The sequence below is a fragment of the Streptomyces sp. AK08-02 genome, from assembly GCF_033795085.1.
Lineage (GTDB): Bacteria > Actinomycetota > Actinomycetes > Streptomycetales > Streptomycetaceae > Streptomyces > Streptomyces echiniscabiei.
In genome coordinates, this window is the sequence record NZ_JARAZV010000001.1 from 464,321 (window position 1) to 482,835 (window position 18,515).

13 protein-coding genes and 2 pseudogenes are annotated in these 18,515 nt (G+C 67.8%); 9 read left to right on the forward strand and 6 right to left on the reverse strand.

The window, feature by feature from the left end:
- Positions 1-53: 53 nt before the first annotated feature.
- Positions 54-1,010, reverse strand: a complete 957-nt coding sequence (locus PV734_RS02035) for an alpha/beta hydrolase (RefSeq protein WP_319288594.1) — start codon at positions 1,008-1,010, stop codon at positions 54-56.
- Between the two features lie 464 nt (positions 1,011-1,474).
- Positions 1,475-2,329 (reverse strand): alpha/beta fold hydrolase, encoded by an 855-nt coding sequence (locus tag PV734_RS02040; protein ID WP_319288595.1) that lies wholly within the window; start codon positions 2,327-2,329, stop codon positions 1,475-1,477.
- Positions 2,330-2,725: 396 nt separating this feature from the next.
- Here PV734_RS02040 and PV734_RS02045 point away from each other — a divergent pair, with 396 nt between their 5' ends.
- The gene (locus tag PV734_RS02045) at positions 2,726-3,388 is read left to right on the forward strand and encodes a helix-turn-helix domain-containing protein (RefSeq protein WP_319288596.1); all 663 of its coding nucleotides are present in this window, start codon (positions 2,726-2,728) and stop codon (positions 3,386-3,388) included.
- An 87-nt stretch (positions 3,389-3,475) separates the two neighbouring features.
- A pseudogene (locus PV734_RS45760) lies at positions 3,476-3,643 on the forward strand (MFS transporter); the annotation flags it as partial.
- On the opposite strand, the pseudogene PV734_RS02055 reads toward PV734_RS45760, so the two are convergent.
- Together PV734_RS02055 and PV734_RS02060 are read right to left on the reverse strand one after the other, a co-directional pair.
- Positions 3,586-3,966, reverse strand: a pseudogene (locus PV734_RS02055) (DDE endonuclease); the annotation flags it as partial. The pseudogenes PV734_RS45760 and PV734_RS02055 overlap by 58 nt on opposite strands.
- Complete coding sequence (locus PV734_RS02060; protein ID WP_319091739.1) at positions 3,963-4,502, reverse strand: winged helix-turn-helix domain-containing protein; 540 nt, start codon at positions 4,500-4,502, stop codon at positions 3,963-3,965. The gene PV734_RS02060 and the pseudogene PV734_RS02055, both read right to left, overlap by 4 nt.
- 1,077 nt (positions 4,503-5,579) lie before the next feature.
- Here PV734_RS02060 and PV734_RS02065 point away from each other — a divergent pair.
- From PV734_RS02065 to PV734_RS02090, 6 genes are all read left to right on the forward strand, one after another.
- Positions 5,580-6,635 carry a LacI family DNA-binding transcriptional regulator gene (locus tag PV734_RS02065; RefSeq protein WP_319288597.1) on the forward strand — a complete coding sequence of 352 codons (1,056 nt, stop codon included), beginning with the start codon at positions 5,580-5,582 and terminating at the stop codon, positions 6,633-6,635.
- Between the two features lie 163 nt (positions 6,636-6,798).
- Complete coding sequence (locus PV734_RS02070; protein WP_319288598.1) at positions 6,799-8,043, forward strand: extracellular solute-binding protein; 1,245 nt, start codon at positions 6,799-6,801, stop codon at positions 8,041-8,043.
- Between the two features lie 29 nt (positions 8,044-8,072).
- Positions 8,073-9,056, forward strand: coding sequence for a sugar ABC transporter permease (locus PV734_RS02075; protein ID WP_319091742.1), 984 nt, complete (start codon positions 8,073-8,075; stop codon positions 9,054-9,056).
- Positions 9,053-9,898 carry a carbohydrate ABC transporter permease gene (locus tag PV734_RS02080; RefSeq protein ID WP_319288599.1) on the forward strand — a complete coding sequence of 282 codons (846 nt, stop codon included), beginning with the start codon at positions 9,053-9,055 and terminating at the stop codon, positions 9,896-9,898. The genes PV734_RS02075 and PV734_RS02080 overlap by 4 nt, the downstream gene beginning before the upstream one ends.
- A gap of 99 nt (positions 9,899-9,997) precedes the next feature.
- The gene (locus PV734_RS02085; protein ID WP_319288600.1) at positions 9,998-11,767 is read left to right on the forward strand and encodes an amylo-alpha-1,6-glucosidase; all 1,770 of its coding nucleotides are present in this window, start codon (positions 9,998-10,000) and stop codon (positions 11,765-11,767) included.
- A gap of 84 nt (positions 11,768-11,851) precedes the next feature.
- Positions 11,852-15,046, forward strand: coding sequence for an RICIN domain-containing protein (locus PV734_RS02090; protein ID WP_319288601.1), 3,195 nt, complete (start codon positions 11,852-11,854; stop codon positions 15,044-15,046).
- Between the two features lie 270 nt (positions 15,047-15,316).
- On the opposite strand, the gene PV734_RS02095 is transcribed toward PV734_RS02090, so the two are convergent.
- Positions 15,317-16,156, reverse strand: coding sequence for an MFS transporter (locus PV734_RS02095; RefSeq protein ID WP_319288602.1), 840 nt, complete (start codon positions 16,154-16,156; stop codon positions 15,317-15,319).
- A 109-nt stretch (positions 16,157-16,265) separates the two neighbouring features.
- Positions 16,266-17,243 (reverse strand): aldo/keto reductase, encoded by a 978-nt coding sequence (locus tag PV734_RS02100; protein WP_319288603.1) that lies wholly within the window; start codon positions 17,241-17,243, stop codon positions 16,266-16,268.
- Between the two features lie 276 nt (positions 17,244-17,519).
- Here PV734_RS02100 and PV734_RS02105 point away from each other — a divergent pair, with 276 nt between their 5' ends.
- Positions 17,520-18,449: a helix-turn-helix transcriptional regulator gene (locus PV734_RS02105; RefSeq protein WP_319288604.1), complete on the forward strand. Its 930-nt coding sequence runs from the start codon at positions 17,520-17,522 to the stop codon at positions 18,447-18,449.
- Positions 18,450-18,515 lie beyond the last annotated feature (66 nt).

Genomic DNA, 18,515 nt, shown 5'->3' on the forward strand with positions numbered 1-18,515 from the left:
GCAGTCCTGCCGATTCTCCTGCCTCTTCAGAAGTTCCGATGCGTGAGTGGGGTTCATCGGGACAGGAGCGTCCTGCGCAGCCAATCGTTACGAGTCGTGAGGGATGCAACGCTCACCCGCGCTTGTGGTGCGAAGGTGGCGAACCCGTGGAAACCGCCGGCCCACACGTGCAGTTCGGCCAGGTTGCCGGCAGCCCACAGTCGCGATGCGAATGCAGTGACCTCATCGCGGAATACCTCGGACGAACCAACTTCAAGATATGTGGATGGCAGCCCGGAGAGATCTGTGGCGCGTGCTGGTGCCGCGTACGCGGAAACCGTTGATCGCTCCGCACCCAGGAGGGCTTCCCATGCCATCAGGTTGGAGCCGCGGTCCCACAACGAGGTGCCATCGTAGTCGTGACTGGAAACGGAGTCGTTCCGATCGTCGAGCATGGGTGAAAGTAGGCAGACCGCCAGAGGCGTCTGCAATTTTTCGTCCCGTAGACGCAGAGCCAGTCCGGCCGCCAATCCTCCGCCGGCGCTGCCGCCCATGAGGATCAGGCTGCTTGGGTCAACGCCGAGCTCAGCTGCATGTTCAACCACCCAGAGCCAGGTACGTCGTACATCGTTCGCGGCCGCTGGATATGGGTCCTCCGGTGCAAGCCGGTAATCGATGGTAAAAACCGGCACCTGCAACTGCTCCGCCAAGGTGACGAGGTCGTCCGCGCCGCCTAGCCGATGCCCCATCACCATCCCTCCGCCATGGATGTGGAACACTCCGCAACCAGCAGCGGTCGACTCCGGCGAAAAGATCGTCATGGCGGATGCGGGACCAGTTTCATCACCTGGGACTTCGATGGTGCGTGCGGAGACCTGGCGACCGGCGACGAGCTCGTCCAGCCCTGGCACCTGCTGTTCGAAAAGGGACCGCGCAAATGGGACAACGTGCGCGGGCATGGTCGGACCGTAGGTGGCCATGAACTGCTCGGCTGTGGGTTGAAGCTCGGAATCATACGGAACTCGAGTCATAGCGTTGCTCCTTTGCGTTCGGTGCGAGCTCTCGAGGCTGCGAGTGCTCCCATGAAGTGACCGGACCGCCCGTCATGGTGACGACCCGGTCGGCTGCCACGATTCGGGGACCTTCGACGAGGGACCAGCCTCCTCCGCTTTGCCCAACTCGGTAGCGATTCCGTTCGCACCACCGTCGTCACGCACGGTGGTGACGGTGCATGCGTTAACAACCTGCTCGAAGAGGCCGACGGGGCCATCATTCGCCAAGTGGACATGAGAGTTGATGAGGCCGGGAATCAGCGAGCGACATTGCCGTCGATTGCGGGTTTTTCGCCGATGGAGGGGGAGTTCTTGCCCTGGCCGATCCAGGCGACGCGGCCTGCGTCCAACAGCGCTGGTGCCGGGCTTTGGGAACGCCCTCAAGGTTATCGACGAGATCGGTGTTTGTGATCAGGGAACCGTGTTCATCTGATTCTCTTGTCTCATGACTGAATGAATCGAGAGATGGTCTGGAGGAATTCCTGAGTCTCTTCCACCAAAGGGTTGTGACCGGAGTTCTCAAAGATGTGCAAGTTCGCGTGGGGAATCCCCTTCACGATTTCTTCCGACTGCGATGGCGGTGTGACCCAGTCATGCCTACCCGTGACAACAAGGGTTGGAATGTGGATGGCGCCCAGCTGTGGGCGGACGTCATAAGAAGGCAGTTCGTACTTCAAGACGTGTTCAGCCACCTCGGGTCCGGCTATTACGCGTGCGTCCACAGCTTCCCTTTCGGTCAGGGGCGGGACCGTACGGTAGTAGAGGGGTCCGACGACTTCGGCCCACCTGGCGTACTTCTCAGGGGTGATGGTCCCCGCGAATAGATCTGTCAGCATCTCCATCTGCTCTGCGCTGGCCACCTTGGCAACTTGTTTCATCGAGAGCGCGTAATATTCGTTGCTCGGTGCCGTGTCGGCCAGGATCAGCTTTGACAGCGAATCAGGATAGCGGACGGCGTAATGCAGAGCGACCATGCCGCCGAATGAGGAGCCAAGCAGCACAGGCGCCTCGCTCCCGAGGTAGAGCCTCAGTGCCTCGATGTCGTCGGCCATCTGCTCCAACGTGTAGGTGCTGACGTCCGCGCGGCCGGATCGTCCTGTGCCCCGGTGGTCGAAGTAGACGATCTGCGCCGTGTCCTGCAGGCCGTCGAGCCATGGTCGGAATTGGCTGTGGTCGCCTCCCGGGCCCCCGTGGTGCACGAACATCACCGGCTTCGATTCGAGACTCTTCTCCATTACGGAGAGACCCGATCCGACGACATCGAAGAAGAGATCAACACCGTTGATTTTGGCGAACATGAGATTCCTTGGAAGATAGTGGTGCGCGATGCGGCAAGGGATCTGGCTGTCGTCCCTCTGCCGAGTGCGGTCACGTCGTCGCCACGGCGAAGGTGTCCGATCCAGTCGGTGATCAAGGTGCTGACGTGCGCGAGGTGGATCTAGCCCGATGTGCTCGGTGTGGTGCCCTCGTTGGGGGTGGAGATCCGCAGGCCGCGGTTGGGGGCGTGGACGGCCTGGTCTTAGGTCAGGGAAGGGCGTGGACACTGCCGAACGCGATCAGCATGAAGGTCCTCCGACAGTAGAAATAACCAAAGCGTAGTGGGCGCTACGGTTAAATCAAGAGAGTAGCGCCTGCTACGGTTCTGTCAAGTAACTGTTCGGCGGCGGTTGCCGCGCATCGGAGGGAACCCATCGGTGACGTCGTCCACATCGGCTGACAACGCCGCTGTCGAGCCCCTCGCGATCAGGCCGCCGTTGCAGAAGCGCAGCCGGGAGGCGTGGGCGCGGGTGCTCGACGCCGGGGTGGCACTGCTGGAGGAGGGCGGGTACGAGGCATTCACGATCGCGGCGGTGTGCGACCGTGCCCAGGTGGCGCCGCGCGCGATCTATGCCCGGACCGACAGTAAGGAGGCTCTGTTCCTCGCCGTCTACGAGCATGGGCTGGCCCGTGTCCGGGCCGACCACTCGGTCTTCGCCGATGCTGGGCACTGGCGGGGCCTGTCGCCGGACCAGCTCGTGGAACGGGCGGTGTGCGCGGTCGCCGACATCTTCGGCCGGCATGCCGCGTTGCTGCGAGCGGTGATCCTCATCTCCGGAGCGCACCCGGAGATCCACCGGCGCGGTGCTGCCTACAGCACAGAGCTCGGCCGGCTCTTCACCGGCGTCCTGCTCGAGGTCGGCGAGCACATGGACCACGATGACCCGGAGTCGGCCGTGCGGGCCGCGTACACCACCGTCTTCTCCACACTCGTCGTCCGCGTGGCGTACGGTCCGGCCATCGCCGACGCCGAGGCCGACGACGACGCTTTCCTCGTTTCCCTGAGCGACATGGCGTGCCGTTACCTGCTGCGGTCGTAGAGCTGCCGCCGTCACCGATGCAGAGCGCACGTTCGCGGGGTCACCGCGGAGATGCAGCGGCGCGTGCGCGGCATCGTGTTCTTGCTGATGCAGTCCCTGGTCATCCCGATCGTCCCGGACCTTCCGAAGCGCCTGGGGCCCTCGCCGTCGAACACTTCCTGGGTCATCACCGCCACACTGCTCGCGGCCGCCGTTGCCACCCCCGTGATGGGCCGACCGGGAGACATGGTCGGCAAGCGCCGCATGCTTCTGGTCAGCCTGGTCGTGCTGGTGGCCGGCTCGGTCATCGCCGCCCTCGGCGACTCACTGTGGGTGTTCAAGTTGTCCCACACCAGCACAACCGGGCCGCCGAGCTGCTGGTGGTCGGTCTGGATCAGGTCACGGTAGTCCTTCCAGGAGAAGCTCTTGCGTCCGTCAGGTCGAGCGTCCGGGCAGGGCCGGTAGATCAGCCGCGAACGTTCGCCGGCTTTGTAGCAGGCCAGGACGGCGACGGATAGGCGGCGGCGTGAGCGGCCCCGCACGCGTACGACGGGAGTGCGGCCGCGGCGGGCCCAGGTGCGGGCGGTCGGCGGCGTCATCGAGAAGCCTGCCTCGTCCTCGAAGACGAGCCAGGCATCGAGCGCCGCCACGGTCCTTCCACGCTCGGCCAGGTCTCCTTCGCCCAGCCGGCCACCGCCGCCTCGTCGCGCTCCACCGCCCGGCGGGCCGGCATCTGGCAGCTCCAGCCGTGCCGTTTGAGTAGCGCGGCAACACCCTGCACGTTGTAGCTCTTATGGAACCGGCGCCCGATGAGGGTCTTGATCCGTGACAGGGTCCAGGTCTGGTCCGGCCAGCCGTGCGCCACCGGCCCCTTGGCCAGCTCCTGCTCCAGCATGGCGAACAACTCGTCACTGAGCAGCGGCAACGACGCCGGCCCTCTGGAGGCCAGGGCTCTCGGCCCGTCCTGGGACCAGGCCTTGCGCCAGCGCTGCACCGACCGGACGCTGACCCGCAGGTCGTGCGCGATGACCGCGTTCTCGTCGCCCTGGGTGAACCGCTCGGCCGCCTCGATCCTCAACTTCTCGCGGAAGGCCCGCCGCTCGTCGGTCAGCCCACCCCCTTGCGCATACCTCATGCAGTCGGCATACCGCAGGGATCATGAGCCGTCAGCCCTTGCCGACACTACGCTTTGAAGCTCAGTAAGAATCCTGGTCACACACCTGAGCCTTGTGACCACGGACGTAGCCGCCCGTCGTCCTGACTCGGGCGACCAACGTAGACGTGCCTGCCGCCGGATTCCACGAACTGTGGAAGGATCTCCGCCGCGTCCGCACCCGGGCCCTGTGGGCCGTCCTGTGTCTTGGTATCGGCTGTCTGGGCCGTGCTCGCTAAGGGGACGGCGAGCACGGTGACGCGGACTGAGGCCATGATGACGCCGGCTCCCGTCGTTCTTTGTCGTTGTCTCACTGAAGTTTCCGTGGATTCGTGGCATCTCGGACGCTGGATCGGATGCGTTTCGTTCGGGGCGAGGCCGGTCAGGGCGAATGTCCGGTCACGTTCAGCCAGGGGGTGAGCCGGCTCGACATGGGCCGCGGGACAGGAGGCTCCCGGTTCGCCGGCGCTCAGGTTCCGGGTCGCGGACGCATCGGCCGGCCTTCGGGAAGCGAACCGCACGCCGTTGCGGCCGGAGCGCAGAGTCGGCGAGGCGCCGCCGCCACGTACGAGCACGACGGTCACTCGGTGCCATCCGCCGCCCGGAGGGGGAGCCCCGGGCGGCGGATGCGTCAGGGGGTTGAGGGCCCCTGCGACGCTGCGACGTGTGAGCGGCGCTTCGACACTCGTCATGACCTCTCGATGATGCGTCGAACCGGTTCGAGGAAGCTAGCATCGAGGAAACCAGCCAGCAATACCCCTGACACGGATCTCCTCGGCCGTGTGCGGCCCGGCGTCCCTGGCGGGTCCGGGTGTCCCGTGCCGCCGGATGTGGCGCCCGGCCTGCCGGTGAGGGCGTGTGAACCCAGGCCGAACAGGCGCCAAGCCTCCGCGTGGCTAGGTTTCCAGGCCGTTACGGGAAATTCGACGCGAGACGTTGACACTCGTCCGAGTTGCTCCTACCTTCACTTCACGCGAACCGGTTCGACGATCGGCACCTGGCCGATTTCGTTCCCTGGAATCATCGAACCGGTTCGAACCGTCTCGGCAAGGAGTCTCCGTGAACATCGGTGAGATCGCCCAGCGGGCCGGTGTCTCGCGGAGCACCGTGTCCTATGCCCTGAGCGGGAAACGGCCCGTGTCCGAGGACACCCGCCAGAGGATCCAGCGGGTCATCGACGAGCTGGGCTACCAGCCCAACGCGAGTGCGCGAGCCCTGGCCAACGGCCGGACCAACACCATCGGTCTGGTCTTCCCGCCCGCGGGCAACCACTACACCGGCATGCAGCTGGACTTCATCGGCAGCGTCACCGAGGCCGCGGCGGCGTACGACTACGACGTGCTGCTCTCCCCGAGCGGGGTGGACAGCGACCGTTCGTTCCAGCGGCTGCTGGGGGAGCGGCGGGTCGACGGCGCGATCCTGATGGAGATCAGGCTGCAGGACGACCGGCTCGACCATCTCACCGCGGTGGACTTCCCCTCCGTCGCCATCGGCCGCACCGCCCACCCGGAGGGCACCTGGTGGGTGGGCCTGGACCACACGGCGCTGGCGGCGGCCTGCGTCCACCACCTCGCCGACCTGGGCCACCGCCGGGTCGCCTTCGTCAACCGGCCCGAGCAACTGCTGCGGGCCGGGTACGAGTCGGCCCGGCGCGGGCTGGACGGGTTCACCAAGGCCGCGGCGGAACGTGGGCTGACCGTCCGGACGTACTGCTGCGGGGACGACGCCGCCTCCGGGCTGTCCTGTCTGGAGCGGATCCTGCACGACGATCCCGCCACCACTGCCCTGGTCACGCTGAACGAGGCGGCGCTGGGCGGGCTGTACCGGGGGCTGGCCGAGGCCGGTCTCCATGTGCCACGTGACTTCTCCGTCACCGGCGTGGTGGCCAGCAGGTGGGCGGAGACGGTGACCCCGCAGCTCACCGCCGCCGACGTACCGGCGGAACAGATGGGCCGTCTCGCCGTCGAGCTGCTTGTCGAGCGTCTCGACCACCCCGACACACCGGCCCGGCATCATCTGCTCGCGCCGCCGATCTCGTTGCGCGCCAGCACCGGGCCCGTCGGCGCCAGGCCGGCCGACCCGGCTCCGGATCTCGGCGCCCAGACGCACCCCTGACCATCACCCCGCACACTCCCCTTCACCTCCGCACCCCGTACCGGCCGACTACGCGAGCCACCCTCCCGGGGCGGCGAGGCCGACAGGCCTCGATCACCCCATCTACGGCACACCTGTGCCGATCCCAGGGCACGCCTGTGCCAAAAACCATGAGGAATCCGCAATGAACCGATCTGCCAGACGGCGTCTCACCGCCGCAGTTGTGACCGTCGTCGCCGTCACCGTCGGCGCCACGTCCTGTTCCTCCGGCTCGGGCAACACCTCCACGAAGGCCGCGGACGGCGGGACCTACACGATCTGGGACCCGTACCCGCAGTTCGACAAGAGCTCCGCCTGGGCGAAGCTCCTGGACGGCTGCGGAACCGAGGCCGGAGTGAAGATCAAGCGGACCGCGTTCGACACCAGCGACCTGACGAACAAGGCGCTGCTGGCGGCGCAGCAGGACAACTCCGCGGACGTCCTCATCGTCGACAACCCGGTCGTCTCCACTCTGGCCGAGGCTGGGTTGCTGACCACGACCGACGACAACAAGATCGACACCTCGGCCGTCGACGCCAACCTGCTCGGGGCCGGTCGGTCGGGCGGGAAGACGTACGGCACGCCGGTCGGCGCCAACACCCTCGCCCTCTACTACAACAAGGCGGTGCTGAAGGACGCCGGCGTGGACATCGCGTCGGTGAAGGACTGGGCGTCGCTGACGGCGGCGCTGGCGAAGGTCGAGAAGGCAGGGAAGAAGGGCATCACCTTCTCGGCGATCGGCACGGAGGAGGGCAGCTTCCAGTTCCTGCCCTGGTTCTGGGGCTCGGGCGCGCAGCTCACCGACGTCGCCTCTTCCCAGGCGGTCTCCGCGCTGTCGCTGTGGAAGAACTGGCTGGACAAGGGCTACGCCCCCAACTCGGTCATCAACAACACCCAGACGACCAGCTGGCAGGAGTTCGCCAGCGGGGACTACGCCTTCGCCGAGAACGGCACCTGGCAGCTCGCCAACGCGCAGAAGGCCGGCTTCGAGTACGGCGTGATCCCCGTCCCCGCCTCCACCGGAGGCAACGCGGCGGCCCCGACGGGCGGCGAGTTCGTCACTGTCCCGGTCCAGGGCGAGACCGGCCGCTACGCCACCTCGCAGAAGCTCGTGACCTGCCTGACCAGCACCGACAACCTCCTCGCCACCGACACGACCCTGTCCTACGTGGCCCCCACCACCGAGGTGCAGGACAAGCAGGTCGCGGCGAACGCCGAGCTGAAGCCGTGGGTCGACGCGGTCAAGGCGGCCAAGGGCCGTACCAGTGACGACCTGGGCACCAAGTACCCCAAGATCTCCGAGCAGTTGTGGAAGGCGGTCCAGTCCGCACTCAGCGGATCGGCGTCGCCGAGGGACGCGCTCACGGCCGCCCAGTCCGCCGTCAAGTAGCCCAAGTCGCCGATGCCAGAGGCCCGTTGATGAACCGCACGAGACAAGTACCGGATGCGCTGCCGGCCCGCGGCCGGAACGGGGCGGCGACCGCCGCCCCGCCCCCGGCCCGCGCCACCACGCGACGGCGTCCCGCCTCCTCGCAGTGGGCCGCCTGGGCGTTCCTCGCCCCGGTCACCCTCTATCTCGTCCTCTTCTATGCCTATCCCCTGTACCGCAACCTCGATCTGAGTCTGCGCAACTACACGGTCCGTTCCTTCGTCCAGGGTGACGCGCCGTTCACGGGCCTGGCGAACTACCGGACCGTCTTCGACGACCCGACGTTCGCTCCGGCGCTGCTGCACACCGTGGTGTTCACGGCCGTGTGCCTGGTCTTCCAGTACGCGATCGGCCTGGCCCTCGCGGTCTTCTTCAACCAGCACTTCCGGCTGTCTGCCACCCTGCGCGCCCTGTTCCTCGTACCGTGGCTGCTGCCGCTGATCGTGTCGGCGTCGACCTGGTCGTGGATGCTCAACAGCGACTCCGGCATCGTCAACGCCATCCTGCACGCCGTCGGCATCGGCCCGGTGAACTGGCTGACCTCGCCGTCCTGGGCGCTCGCCTCGGTGATCATCGCGAACGTCTGGATCGGCGTCCCCTTCAACCTGGTCGTCCTCTACAGCGGCCTGCAGTCCATCCCCACCAGCCTCTACGAGGCCGCCGCCCTCGACGGGGCGGGCCCCTGGCGGCGCTTCTGGAGCATCACCTTCCCGCTGCTGCGCCCAGTGTCCGCGATCACTCTGCTGCTGGGGCTGGTCTACACGCTCAAGGTCTTCGACATCATCTGGATCATGACCAAGGGCGGCCCGGCCGACTCCTCAACCACCTTCGCCACCTGGTCCTACCAGCTCGGCTTCGGCAACCTGCTGCCGGCCTTCGGCCCCGGAGCGGCCGTCGGTAACCTGCTCGTCGTCGCCGCACTGGTCTTCGGCCTGGTCTACCTGAAGGTCCAGCGAAAGCAGGCGCTGTCATGACCGCAACCGCCGTTGACACCCTCAAGCGCCGCGACCGCACGTGGGTCAGGACGACCGTCGGAGCCCTCCTCACCGCGGTCATGCTCTTCCCGGTGTACTGGATGGTGAACGTGTCCTTCACCCGTGACCAGGACATGCGCAAGTCCCCGCCGGACCTGTTCCCCGTCCACGGCACGCTGGAGGGCTACCGCGCGGTGTTCGACCAGCAGTTGCCCTACCTCGGCACGAGCCTGGTCATCGGCCTGGGCACCGTCGTACTGACCGTGGCACTGGCCGCGCCCGCCGGCTACGCGCTGGCGAAACTCCGCCCACGCGGCGGGGGCGCGCTCAGCTTCCTCCTTCTGGTCGCCCAGATGGTCCCCGGCATCATCATGGCGATGGGCTTCTACGCCATCTACCTCAGCCTCGGCCTGCTCCAGTCCGTCCCCGGCCTGATCGTCGCCGACTCCACCCTGGCCGTGCCCTTCGCGGTGCTGATCTTCACCGCGTTCATGTCCGGCATCCCCGGCGAGCTGATCCAGGCCGCGCAGATGGACGGAGCGAGGGCCCTGCGGACGTTCTGGTCGATCGTCCTGCCGATGAGCCGCAACTCGATCGTCACGGTGTCCCTGTTCGCGTTCCTGTGGTCCTGGTCCGACTTCATCTTCGCCAGCACCCTCGCCAACGGCGGCGCCCACGAGCCGATCACCCTCGGCATCTACCACTACATCGGCAACAACAACCAGCAGTGGAACGCCATCATGGCGACCGCCGTCGTGGCCTCACTGCCCGCCACGGTGATCCTCGTCCTCGCCCAGCGCTACGTCGCCGCAGGCGTGACCGCCGGCGCCGTCAAGGACTGACCCCGGACAAGCGCCCGCACACAGCCGCGCCGTCCACGGGCCGTCGCCCCGCCCGGCCGACCGCCGATCCCCCCTGCTCAAGAAATGAGTGCCGCCTTCATGACCGCCGTTCCGTCCGGCCCGGCCTTCTCCGTCCACGACATACCCTTCAGCACGCACGGCTCCTGGTTCGGCATCTCTCCCGTGCTGGCGGAGAAGACGCGCGCCGAGGACCTTCACCTCGTCTCGCACCAGAACGGCATGCACGCCGTCCTGCGCCTCGTCCCCCTCGACGCGGCGACGGGGGAGCGGGCAGAGACCCGCGTCGAGGCAACACCGGGCCTGCTCAGCTGGACCGGTGCGGACGGGCGTATCGACCTCGCCTACGAGTCGTCGGACACCGTACGTGTACACGGCACCGGTCTCGGGTTCGGCATCAGCGCGGCGGCTCACGCCCTCACCCCGTTCAGCGGCACCTACTTCTACCGCGATCCGGTGGACGGCGCGCACGTGTTCACCTCCTACGAGACCGGCCGCCGCTACCGGGTCACCGTGCTGTCCGGCACGCTCGCCGACGTGACCGGCTCCCAGTCCCTGGGCGCCGGGGAGCGTGGTCTGACGGTCACCGGCGGGGCCGACGGCTCGTGGGAGGTCGCTGTCGAGGAACTCGACAGCGCGCGAGCGCCCTTCCGCTCGGCGGCGGCGTTCGGCGAGGTCATGGAGGCCGCGCGGCAGTCGTTCGCGGGGTTCGTCGACACGGTCGCCCCATGGCGCTCGGCCGACACCCCGGCCGCCGAACTCGCCGCCTATGTGGTGTGGTCGGCGACCGTGCGCCCGGCAGGTCTGATCACCCGGCCCGCCGTGCTGATGTCCAAGCACTGGATGGACAAGGTGTGGAGCTGGGACCACTGCTTCAACGCCCTTGCCCTGGCACCCGGTTGCCCCGGCCTCGCCTGGGACCAGTTCTCCCTCCCCTTCGACCACCAGGACGACAGCGGCGCGCTGCCCGACTCCGTCACCCACTCCGAGGTCCTCCACAACTTCGTCAAACCACCCATCCACGGCTGGACCTTCGGCCACCTGCGCCGTCGGCTTCCCGAGCCACTCACCCCCGCGCAGCTGACCGAGGCGTACGACAGACTGACCCGCTGGACGGACTTCTGGCTCACCGCGCGACGCGCACCCGGCGCGGCCCTGCCCCACTACCAGCACGGCAACGACAGCGGCTGGGACAACGCCACCACCTTCGACCCCGAACGCGTGGCCGTCACCGCAGATCTGGCCGCCTTCCTCATCCTCCAACTGCGTGAACTGGCCGACCTGGCCGCCGAACTGGACCGGCCCGACGACGCCCACACCTGGACGCGTACGGCTGACGCGACCCAGGCCGCGATGCTCGACCAGCTCTGGACCGGCGAACGGTTCGTCACCCGCGGTGTGGAAAGCGACGACACCTGGACCAGCTCCAGCCTGCTCGACCTGATGCCCATCGCGCTGGGCGAGCACCTGCCGGAGGACGTCAGCGGCGTGCTGGCCGACCGCGTCGAGGCCCACCTGACCACGCACGGCCTGGCCACCGAACTTCCCACCTCGCCGCACTACCTCTCCGACGGCTACTGGCGCGGCCCGATCTGGGCCCCCGCCACCGTCCTCATCGAGGACGGCCTGCGCCGGGCCGGGCACGAACGCCTCGCGGACGAGATCAGCACCCGCTTCCGAACCCTGTGCGAGACCTACGGCTTCGCCGAGAACTTCGACGCCCTGACCGGCGAGGGACTGCGCGACCGCGCCTACACGTGGACCGCCAGCAGCTACCTCCTCCTCGCCCGCGACGCCCACCAGCGCCGCGCGGCTGCCGGGACCGGAGCCACTGCCACCACCGTCGCCTGACCAGCGAAGCGACAACCCACCCACACGTCCGGCACGGGGGCCGGCGCAGCAACAACAGCCGTACCCCTGAAGGGACGTAAGCACATGCCAAGAATCGGGCAAAGGCGCTCGACCACGAGACGCCTGCTCCACGGCATCACCAGCACACTGATTCCACTGACCGTCATAGCCGGCGTCACCACCGCGACGGCGACGCCGGCCTCCGCCGCCACCCCCACCCTCACCGTCGACCTGGGCACCACCACCGGAGCCCTCCACTACGGCGCCTCCGGAGCGCTCTACGGCCTGTACGGGCCGGACGTCCCGACCAACAACCTCATCGAGGGCATGGGCCTCCAGACCACCAACACCAAGGCCCAGGACGGACAGCAGCACCCCGGCTCGGACGCCCTGGAGATCGCCAAGCCCTTCGTGGACAGCGGCGGCAAAGACATCATGATCTACATGACGGACGTGTACCGCACGTTCAGCTACGAACGGACCAACTACGCCGCCTACCAGGCCGCGATGAAGACCCAGATCCAACAGATACTGGCCAGCCCCTACAAGGACCGGATCGTCCTCGTCCCCTACAACGAGCCCGACGGCATGTGGTATCAGGGCATGCGCACCCAGGCAGGGCCGCTGGCCGCCTTCAACGCCGAGTGGCTCCAGACCTACAACTTCATCAAGGGCCTCTGGCCCACGGCACGAATCGCGAACCCCAACGTCTCCAGCTACACGGAGTCCGCCCTCAAGGGCTTCCTCACCTACTGCAAGGCGAACAACTGCCTGCCCGGCATCGCGACCTGGCACACCCTGGGCAGCCCGGCGGACGTGCGCAGCACCGTCGACAACTACCGTGCGGCCGAGACCTCGGTGGGGATCGGCTCGCATCTGCCGATCAACCTCAACGAGTACGCCTTCCGCTACCACCTCACCGACCCCGGCCAGATGGTGCAGTGGATCGCGGCCATCGAGGACGAGAAGATCGACGGCAACCTGCCGTACTGGAACATCAGCGGCAACCTCGGCGACTCCGCCGCCGCCCAGAACACCCCCAACGCCCAGTGGTGGCTGTACAACTGGTACACCTCCATGACCGGCAACACCGTCAAGGTCACCGGCGCCGCCAACAACGACGCGTACACCCTCCAGGGCCTCGCGAGCCTGGACACGGCCAAGAAGCAGGCCCGCGTCATCCTCGCCGGAGGCGGCACCAGCGGCGCCTCCAGCACGGTCATCAAGAACATCGACCCCGTAGTCTTCGGCAGCACCGTGCACGTGAGCGTGCTCCAGGACCGCTACAGCGGCTACATCGGCGCGGCTGCCACTCCGACCCGGCTCTCCGATGCCGACGTCGCCGTCGGCTCGGACGGCTCGATCACCCTGCCCATCACCCTCGACGCGATGTCCGCGTACGAGGTGATCGTCTCCCCGGGCGGCACCGGCAGCAGCACCGCCTCCGACAGCACCTGGTCGGCCTCCTACGAGGCCGAGAACGCCACCCTCAGCGGCAGCGGATACAACATCAACACTGAGGGCACCCCCAGCAGACTCGACAAGTTCGCCACCTCCGGCACCAAGGACGTCGGCGGCCTGCGCACCGGCTCCACCACGGTGATCTCCTTCCCCGTCACCGTCCCCACCACCGGCGACTACAACCTGTCGGTGTTCGGCAACAGCTACGCCAAGGATCCCGACGTCAAGGGCCCGACCAACGTGTACATGCGCGTCGACGGCGGCGCGTCCAAGAGGGTCGACATACCGGTGGGCTTCCAGTGGGTGGTGTGGGGCCACAGCGACACCACCGTGCACCTCACCTCAGGCAGCCACACCATCACCCTGGCCACCACCGGCGACAACGGCGCGGCGACCGCCGGCGACGCCATCATCGACAAGATCGACCTCCAGTACCAGGACGCCGCCGTCCAGGGCACCACCCTCTACGAGGCCGAGCAGGCCAACCTCTCCGACAGCGCCACCGCCACGTACACCTCCCAGGGCCAGTCCGGCGCGGGTGCGGTGAACCTCACCTCCGGCAACTCCGCGACGTTCTGGGTCTACTCCGCGAGGGACGGATACGCGGACCTGACGGCCCGTTATCGCAACACCGGCCAGGCCGCCCTCACCGTCAACGGCACGGCCGCCGACGACCAGACCGTTTCCGGCGCGACGACCGGCGCCTGGTCCACCTCCGCCAACCGGGTCTACCTGAGCGCCGGCATCAACAAGGTCAAGGTGACCGGCACCAGCGGCACCCTCGCCCTGGACGACCTGGCCGTCACCCCGTTCAGCGCCACCGACGCCGTCACCACCAGCAACGTCGTCACCTACCAGGCGGAGAACGGCACCCTCACCGGCACCGCTGCCGCCGACACCACCTACAGCCAGGCCAACGGCGGAGTCGTCACCGGTATCGGCAACGGAACCGCCAACTCCCTCACCCTCAACGTCAACGCGCCCGAGGCCGGCACGTACGCCATGACGATGCGCTACGCCAACGGCGACGAACTGCCCTCCAACCACTACAACCCCGACCTGTACGCCCTGCACGCCGACGTCAGCGTCAACGGCGGCAGCGCCAAGCGCGTCAACTTCGCCAGCACCCTGCACTGGAACCAGTTCAACGACTACACCGTGCCCGTCACCCTCACCAAGGGCGCCAACGCCGTCAAGTTCACAGCCTCACAGCTGTACGACTACGACGGCACGACCATCGGACTGGTCTACTCCGGCGGCGGCACCGACATCGGACAGCCCATGCGCTCCAGCGCCGCGCCCCACCTCGACCAGGTCTCCTTCGCGCCGCAGAGCCTCCACATCGGCGCCTCGACCGGCTTCTCCTCGACAGCCGTCGCCCAGCACAGCTCGCTCTGCCTCGAAGACCCCGCCCAGTCCACCACCGACGGCACCCAGTACCAGCAGAACACCTGCGGAAGCGGCCAGGAACAGGTCTTCGACTTCCACCCCGTCAGCGGCGCCACGGACACCTACACCGTCGTCAACCACTCCAGCGGCAAGTGCCTCGACATCTCCGCTCTCTCCACCGTCAACGGGGCCGCCGTCCAGCAGTGGACCTGCCTCGGCGCCGCCAACCAGCGGTTCACCCTCAGGCCCGTCACCGCACTCGGCAACAGTCACGACTACCAACTGGTCGCCGTCAACAGCGGCAAGTGCGTCGACGTCAGCACCATCTCCACCGCACCCGGCGCCCTCGTCCACCAATGGACATGCGACACCGGCAGCACCCTGACCACCAAGAAGAACCAGATCTGGCGCCTGCTCGGCAAGAGCTGACGCCCGGCGTCCAGTGGGGTCTTCCGGCTGGCTCCGGCGGGCCCCACAGGTCAGGTCGGGCCCGACACGTACCCGATGCCTCGTAAGCCGCGGGGCATCGAGGGACGGCCGCGATCGGCTCAGCGGGAGAGTGCCCAGCGTGGCGGGTGGCATTCGCGGAATGCGTGCATGCCTTCTGCGGCTTCCTCGCGAACAGGTTGGCGGGGAGCAGAGCACCAGTTCAAAACTCCGCGTGCTCGATGCTGTCGAGCTCATCGCTGATCCATGTCGTCATGAGCGTGACTCCTTGCCTGACCTGGATGAGTGTGCCGGGCTGTGCTTCAGCAGCAGGCCGGTGGCGGCGGTAGCGAGCGCCAGAAGTGCCGCGATCAGCAGGCTGGTGCGCAGACCGGGAAGGAAGGCCGCCCGGTCCGCGACCAGGGCACCGAAGACGGCCACCGCCAGGGCGCCGCCGACCTGGTGGGAAGCGTTGAACACACCGCTGGCCGTGCCGGCACGTTCGGCGGGGACGTGGTCCATGAGCAGCGCGGTCAGCGCCGGTACGGCGATCACGCCGCCGGTGCCGACCGGAATCATCAGCAGGACCAGCAACCAGCTGGGCGCCGACGCCGCAGGCAGGCAGAGCAGCGCCAGCCCCACGGACATCATGAGCTGCCCGCCGATGATCGGCATCCGCGGGCCGAACCGCTGGGTGAGCCAGGCGGCCGCTGGGCTGAGAACGGCCGTCAGCGCGGTCATCGGCAGGAAGGCCATGCCGGTCTCCAGAGCGGACAGGTTCCGCGTCTGCTGGAGGTAGAGGCTGAGCAGGAAGACCATGCCGTAGAAGCCGACGTTGACGGCGAAGCCCACTCCCACCGAAACGGCCATCGTCCGGGCATGGTGCAGTTCCAGGGGGACCATCGGGTGCTTCCCGCGTGCCTGCGACAACAGCCAGTGCTGGCAGAGCTCTCGGAAGACGCGAAGGATGTGGACACGAGTAGGACTCCTGGGAACGAAAGGACGGAAGAGCTCTTCGACCGGCGACCAGCCCGTGGGTCGCGCGCGCCGCGCAGCAGGCCGATCTGTACGGGGAAGCACTGCTTCGGGGCCACCCACTACCGGGTGCCGCATCCACAGGGTGTTGTAGCCCTCGGCGCACGGCGGGTCTGCGCCGGAATACGGGTGCGTCCCCCGTCCGCACGGTGCGGACGGGGCGGCGCGGGCCACAGGGCAAGCCGGGTCAGCGCTCCAGGAGCCGCTTGCCCGCCTCGTTGTGGCTGTCGCCGGCGGCCGGGGTGAGGTTGTCGAGCTTGGCGATCTGGTCGGCGCTCAGTTCGATGCTGTTGGCGGCGGTGTTCTCCTCGACGCGTTCGACGCGCTTGGTGCCGGGGATCGGGGCGATGTCGTCGCCCTGGGCCAGCAGCCAGGCCAGAGCCACCTGCGCCGGGGTGGCTCCGACCTCGTCGGCGACGGCCTTGACCTCGTCGGCGACGCGCAGGTTGCGCTGGAAGTTCTCGCCCATGAAACGCGGGTTGGTCTTGCGCCAGTCGTCGTCGGCGAGGTCGTCCGTCGAGCGGATCTGACCGGTGAGGAATCCGTGGCCCAGCGGGGAATACGGAACGAAGCCGATGCCCAGCTCGCGCAGCACCGTCAGCACCTCCGTCTCCGGGTCGCGGGTCCACAGGGAGTACTCCGACTGCACGGCGGTGACCGGGTGGACGGCGTGAGCACGGCGGATCGTCCCGACCCCGGCCTCGGACAGGCCGATGTGACGGATCTTGCCCTCCGAGACCAGTTCCGCCAGCGCTCCGACGGTGTCCTCGATGGCCGTGTCCGGGTCGACCCGGTGCTGGTAGCAGAGGTCGATGTAGTCGGTGTCGAGCCGCTTCAGGGATCCCTCGACGGCGGTGCGGATGCTTGCGGGGCTGCTGTCCAGGGAGCCGGCGGCGCGGCCCGAGTGCGAGAGGAAACCGAACTTCGTCGCCACGACGACCTTGTCACGACGGCCCTTGACGGCCCGGCCCACGAGTTCCTCGTTGGTGAACGGCCCGTAGACCTCGGCGGTGTCGATGAGGGTGACGCCCAGATCGAACGCCCGGTGGATGGTGCGGATCGACTCGGCGTCGTCCTGGCTGTGTCCGGTGTAGAAGGCGTTCATGCCCATCGTGCCCAGACCGATGCGGGAAACGTCCAGGCTCCCCAGCTTGATGTGCTTCATGGCTACTGCTCCGTATGTCTCTCGATTGCCTGCGGACGCATCCGCACCACCCGCTGGATGCCGCTCGTACGGGGAAACTCGTACGAGAAGGAGCAGCGGTTGTCGTGCTCCCCGAGACGCTGCGGTGCGTGTCGATCCTGTCTCTGAACAACATCGACCCTGCCCGCATCGGCCGCCACAAGGGAGTCCCTGTTGAGCCAGGGAGCGCGGTTCGGGGGTGTGGCAGGTCCCCCCACGCGACTGCCTCGCAGGTCACAGCAGTGCGACACTGACGTCATGACGAGTCAGCAGGAACATGGCACCGAACTGGGGCGCTTCCTGCGCGCCCGCCGGGCTCAGGTGACCCCTGCCGAGGCCGGTCTGATCGCCGGCACCGGTCGGCGTCGCACGCCCGGGCTGCGCCGTGAGGAGCTGGCCACCCTGGCCGGGATCAGTGTCGACTACTACGTGCGGCTGGAACGCGGCAAGGAGAACCGTCCCAGTCCCTCGGTCGTCGACGCCCTGGCCCGCGCCCTCCTGCTGGAGGAAGAGGAGCACGAGCACCTGCGCAGCCTGGCCGCCCTCGCCGCACGCACCGCATCGGAGCCACCGGCGGCTCCCAGCCGCACTGTACGTCCCGGCGTGAAACTGCTGCTGGAGAGCCTGCGGCCGAACCCCGCCTACGTGGTCAGCCGCACTTTCGACCTGCTCGCCCACAATCCGGCCGGGCTGCGGCTCCTCCCCGGCATCGAGGACTGGCCGGCCAGGCAACGCAACACCGCGCGCTACTCATTCCTCCACCCCGCGGCCCGCGAGGTGTTCGACGACTGGAAGAACTCACTGCGCGGCTGCGTGGCCCGCCTGCGCGCCGTGGCCGGCACCGACCCCGATGCCCCCGACCTCGTCCGGCTCGTCGGCGAACTCCTCCTCAAGAGCCCGGAGTTCGCCCACCTCTGGGAACGCTACGACGTCCGAGGACGCGCTTACGGCCACAAGACCTACCACCACCCGGAGGTCGGCACCCTCACCCTGGGCTACCAGTCCATGCAACTGGAGGGCACCCCCGGCCAGCGCCTGGTCACGTACTACGCCGAACCCGGCACTCCCGAGCACGACGCGATCGTCCTTCTCGACATGACCGGGCAAGAGCACTCCGCGAAGGCTTCGCCCCGCAGCGGCAGCCTTTCGGCAACCGCTCCGGGTGAGGCACCGACATCTTCGCCCTGACTGCGGCCGACGGGCGGAATCGGAGATCCGCCGCGCATCGCAGGATCTGACTTGACACGATCTGCT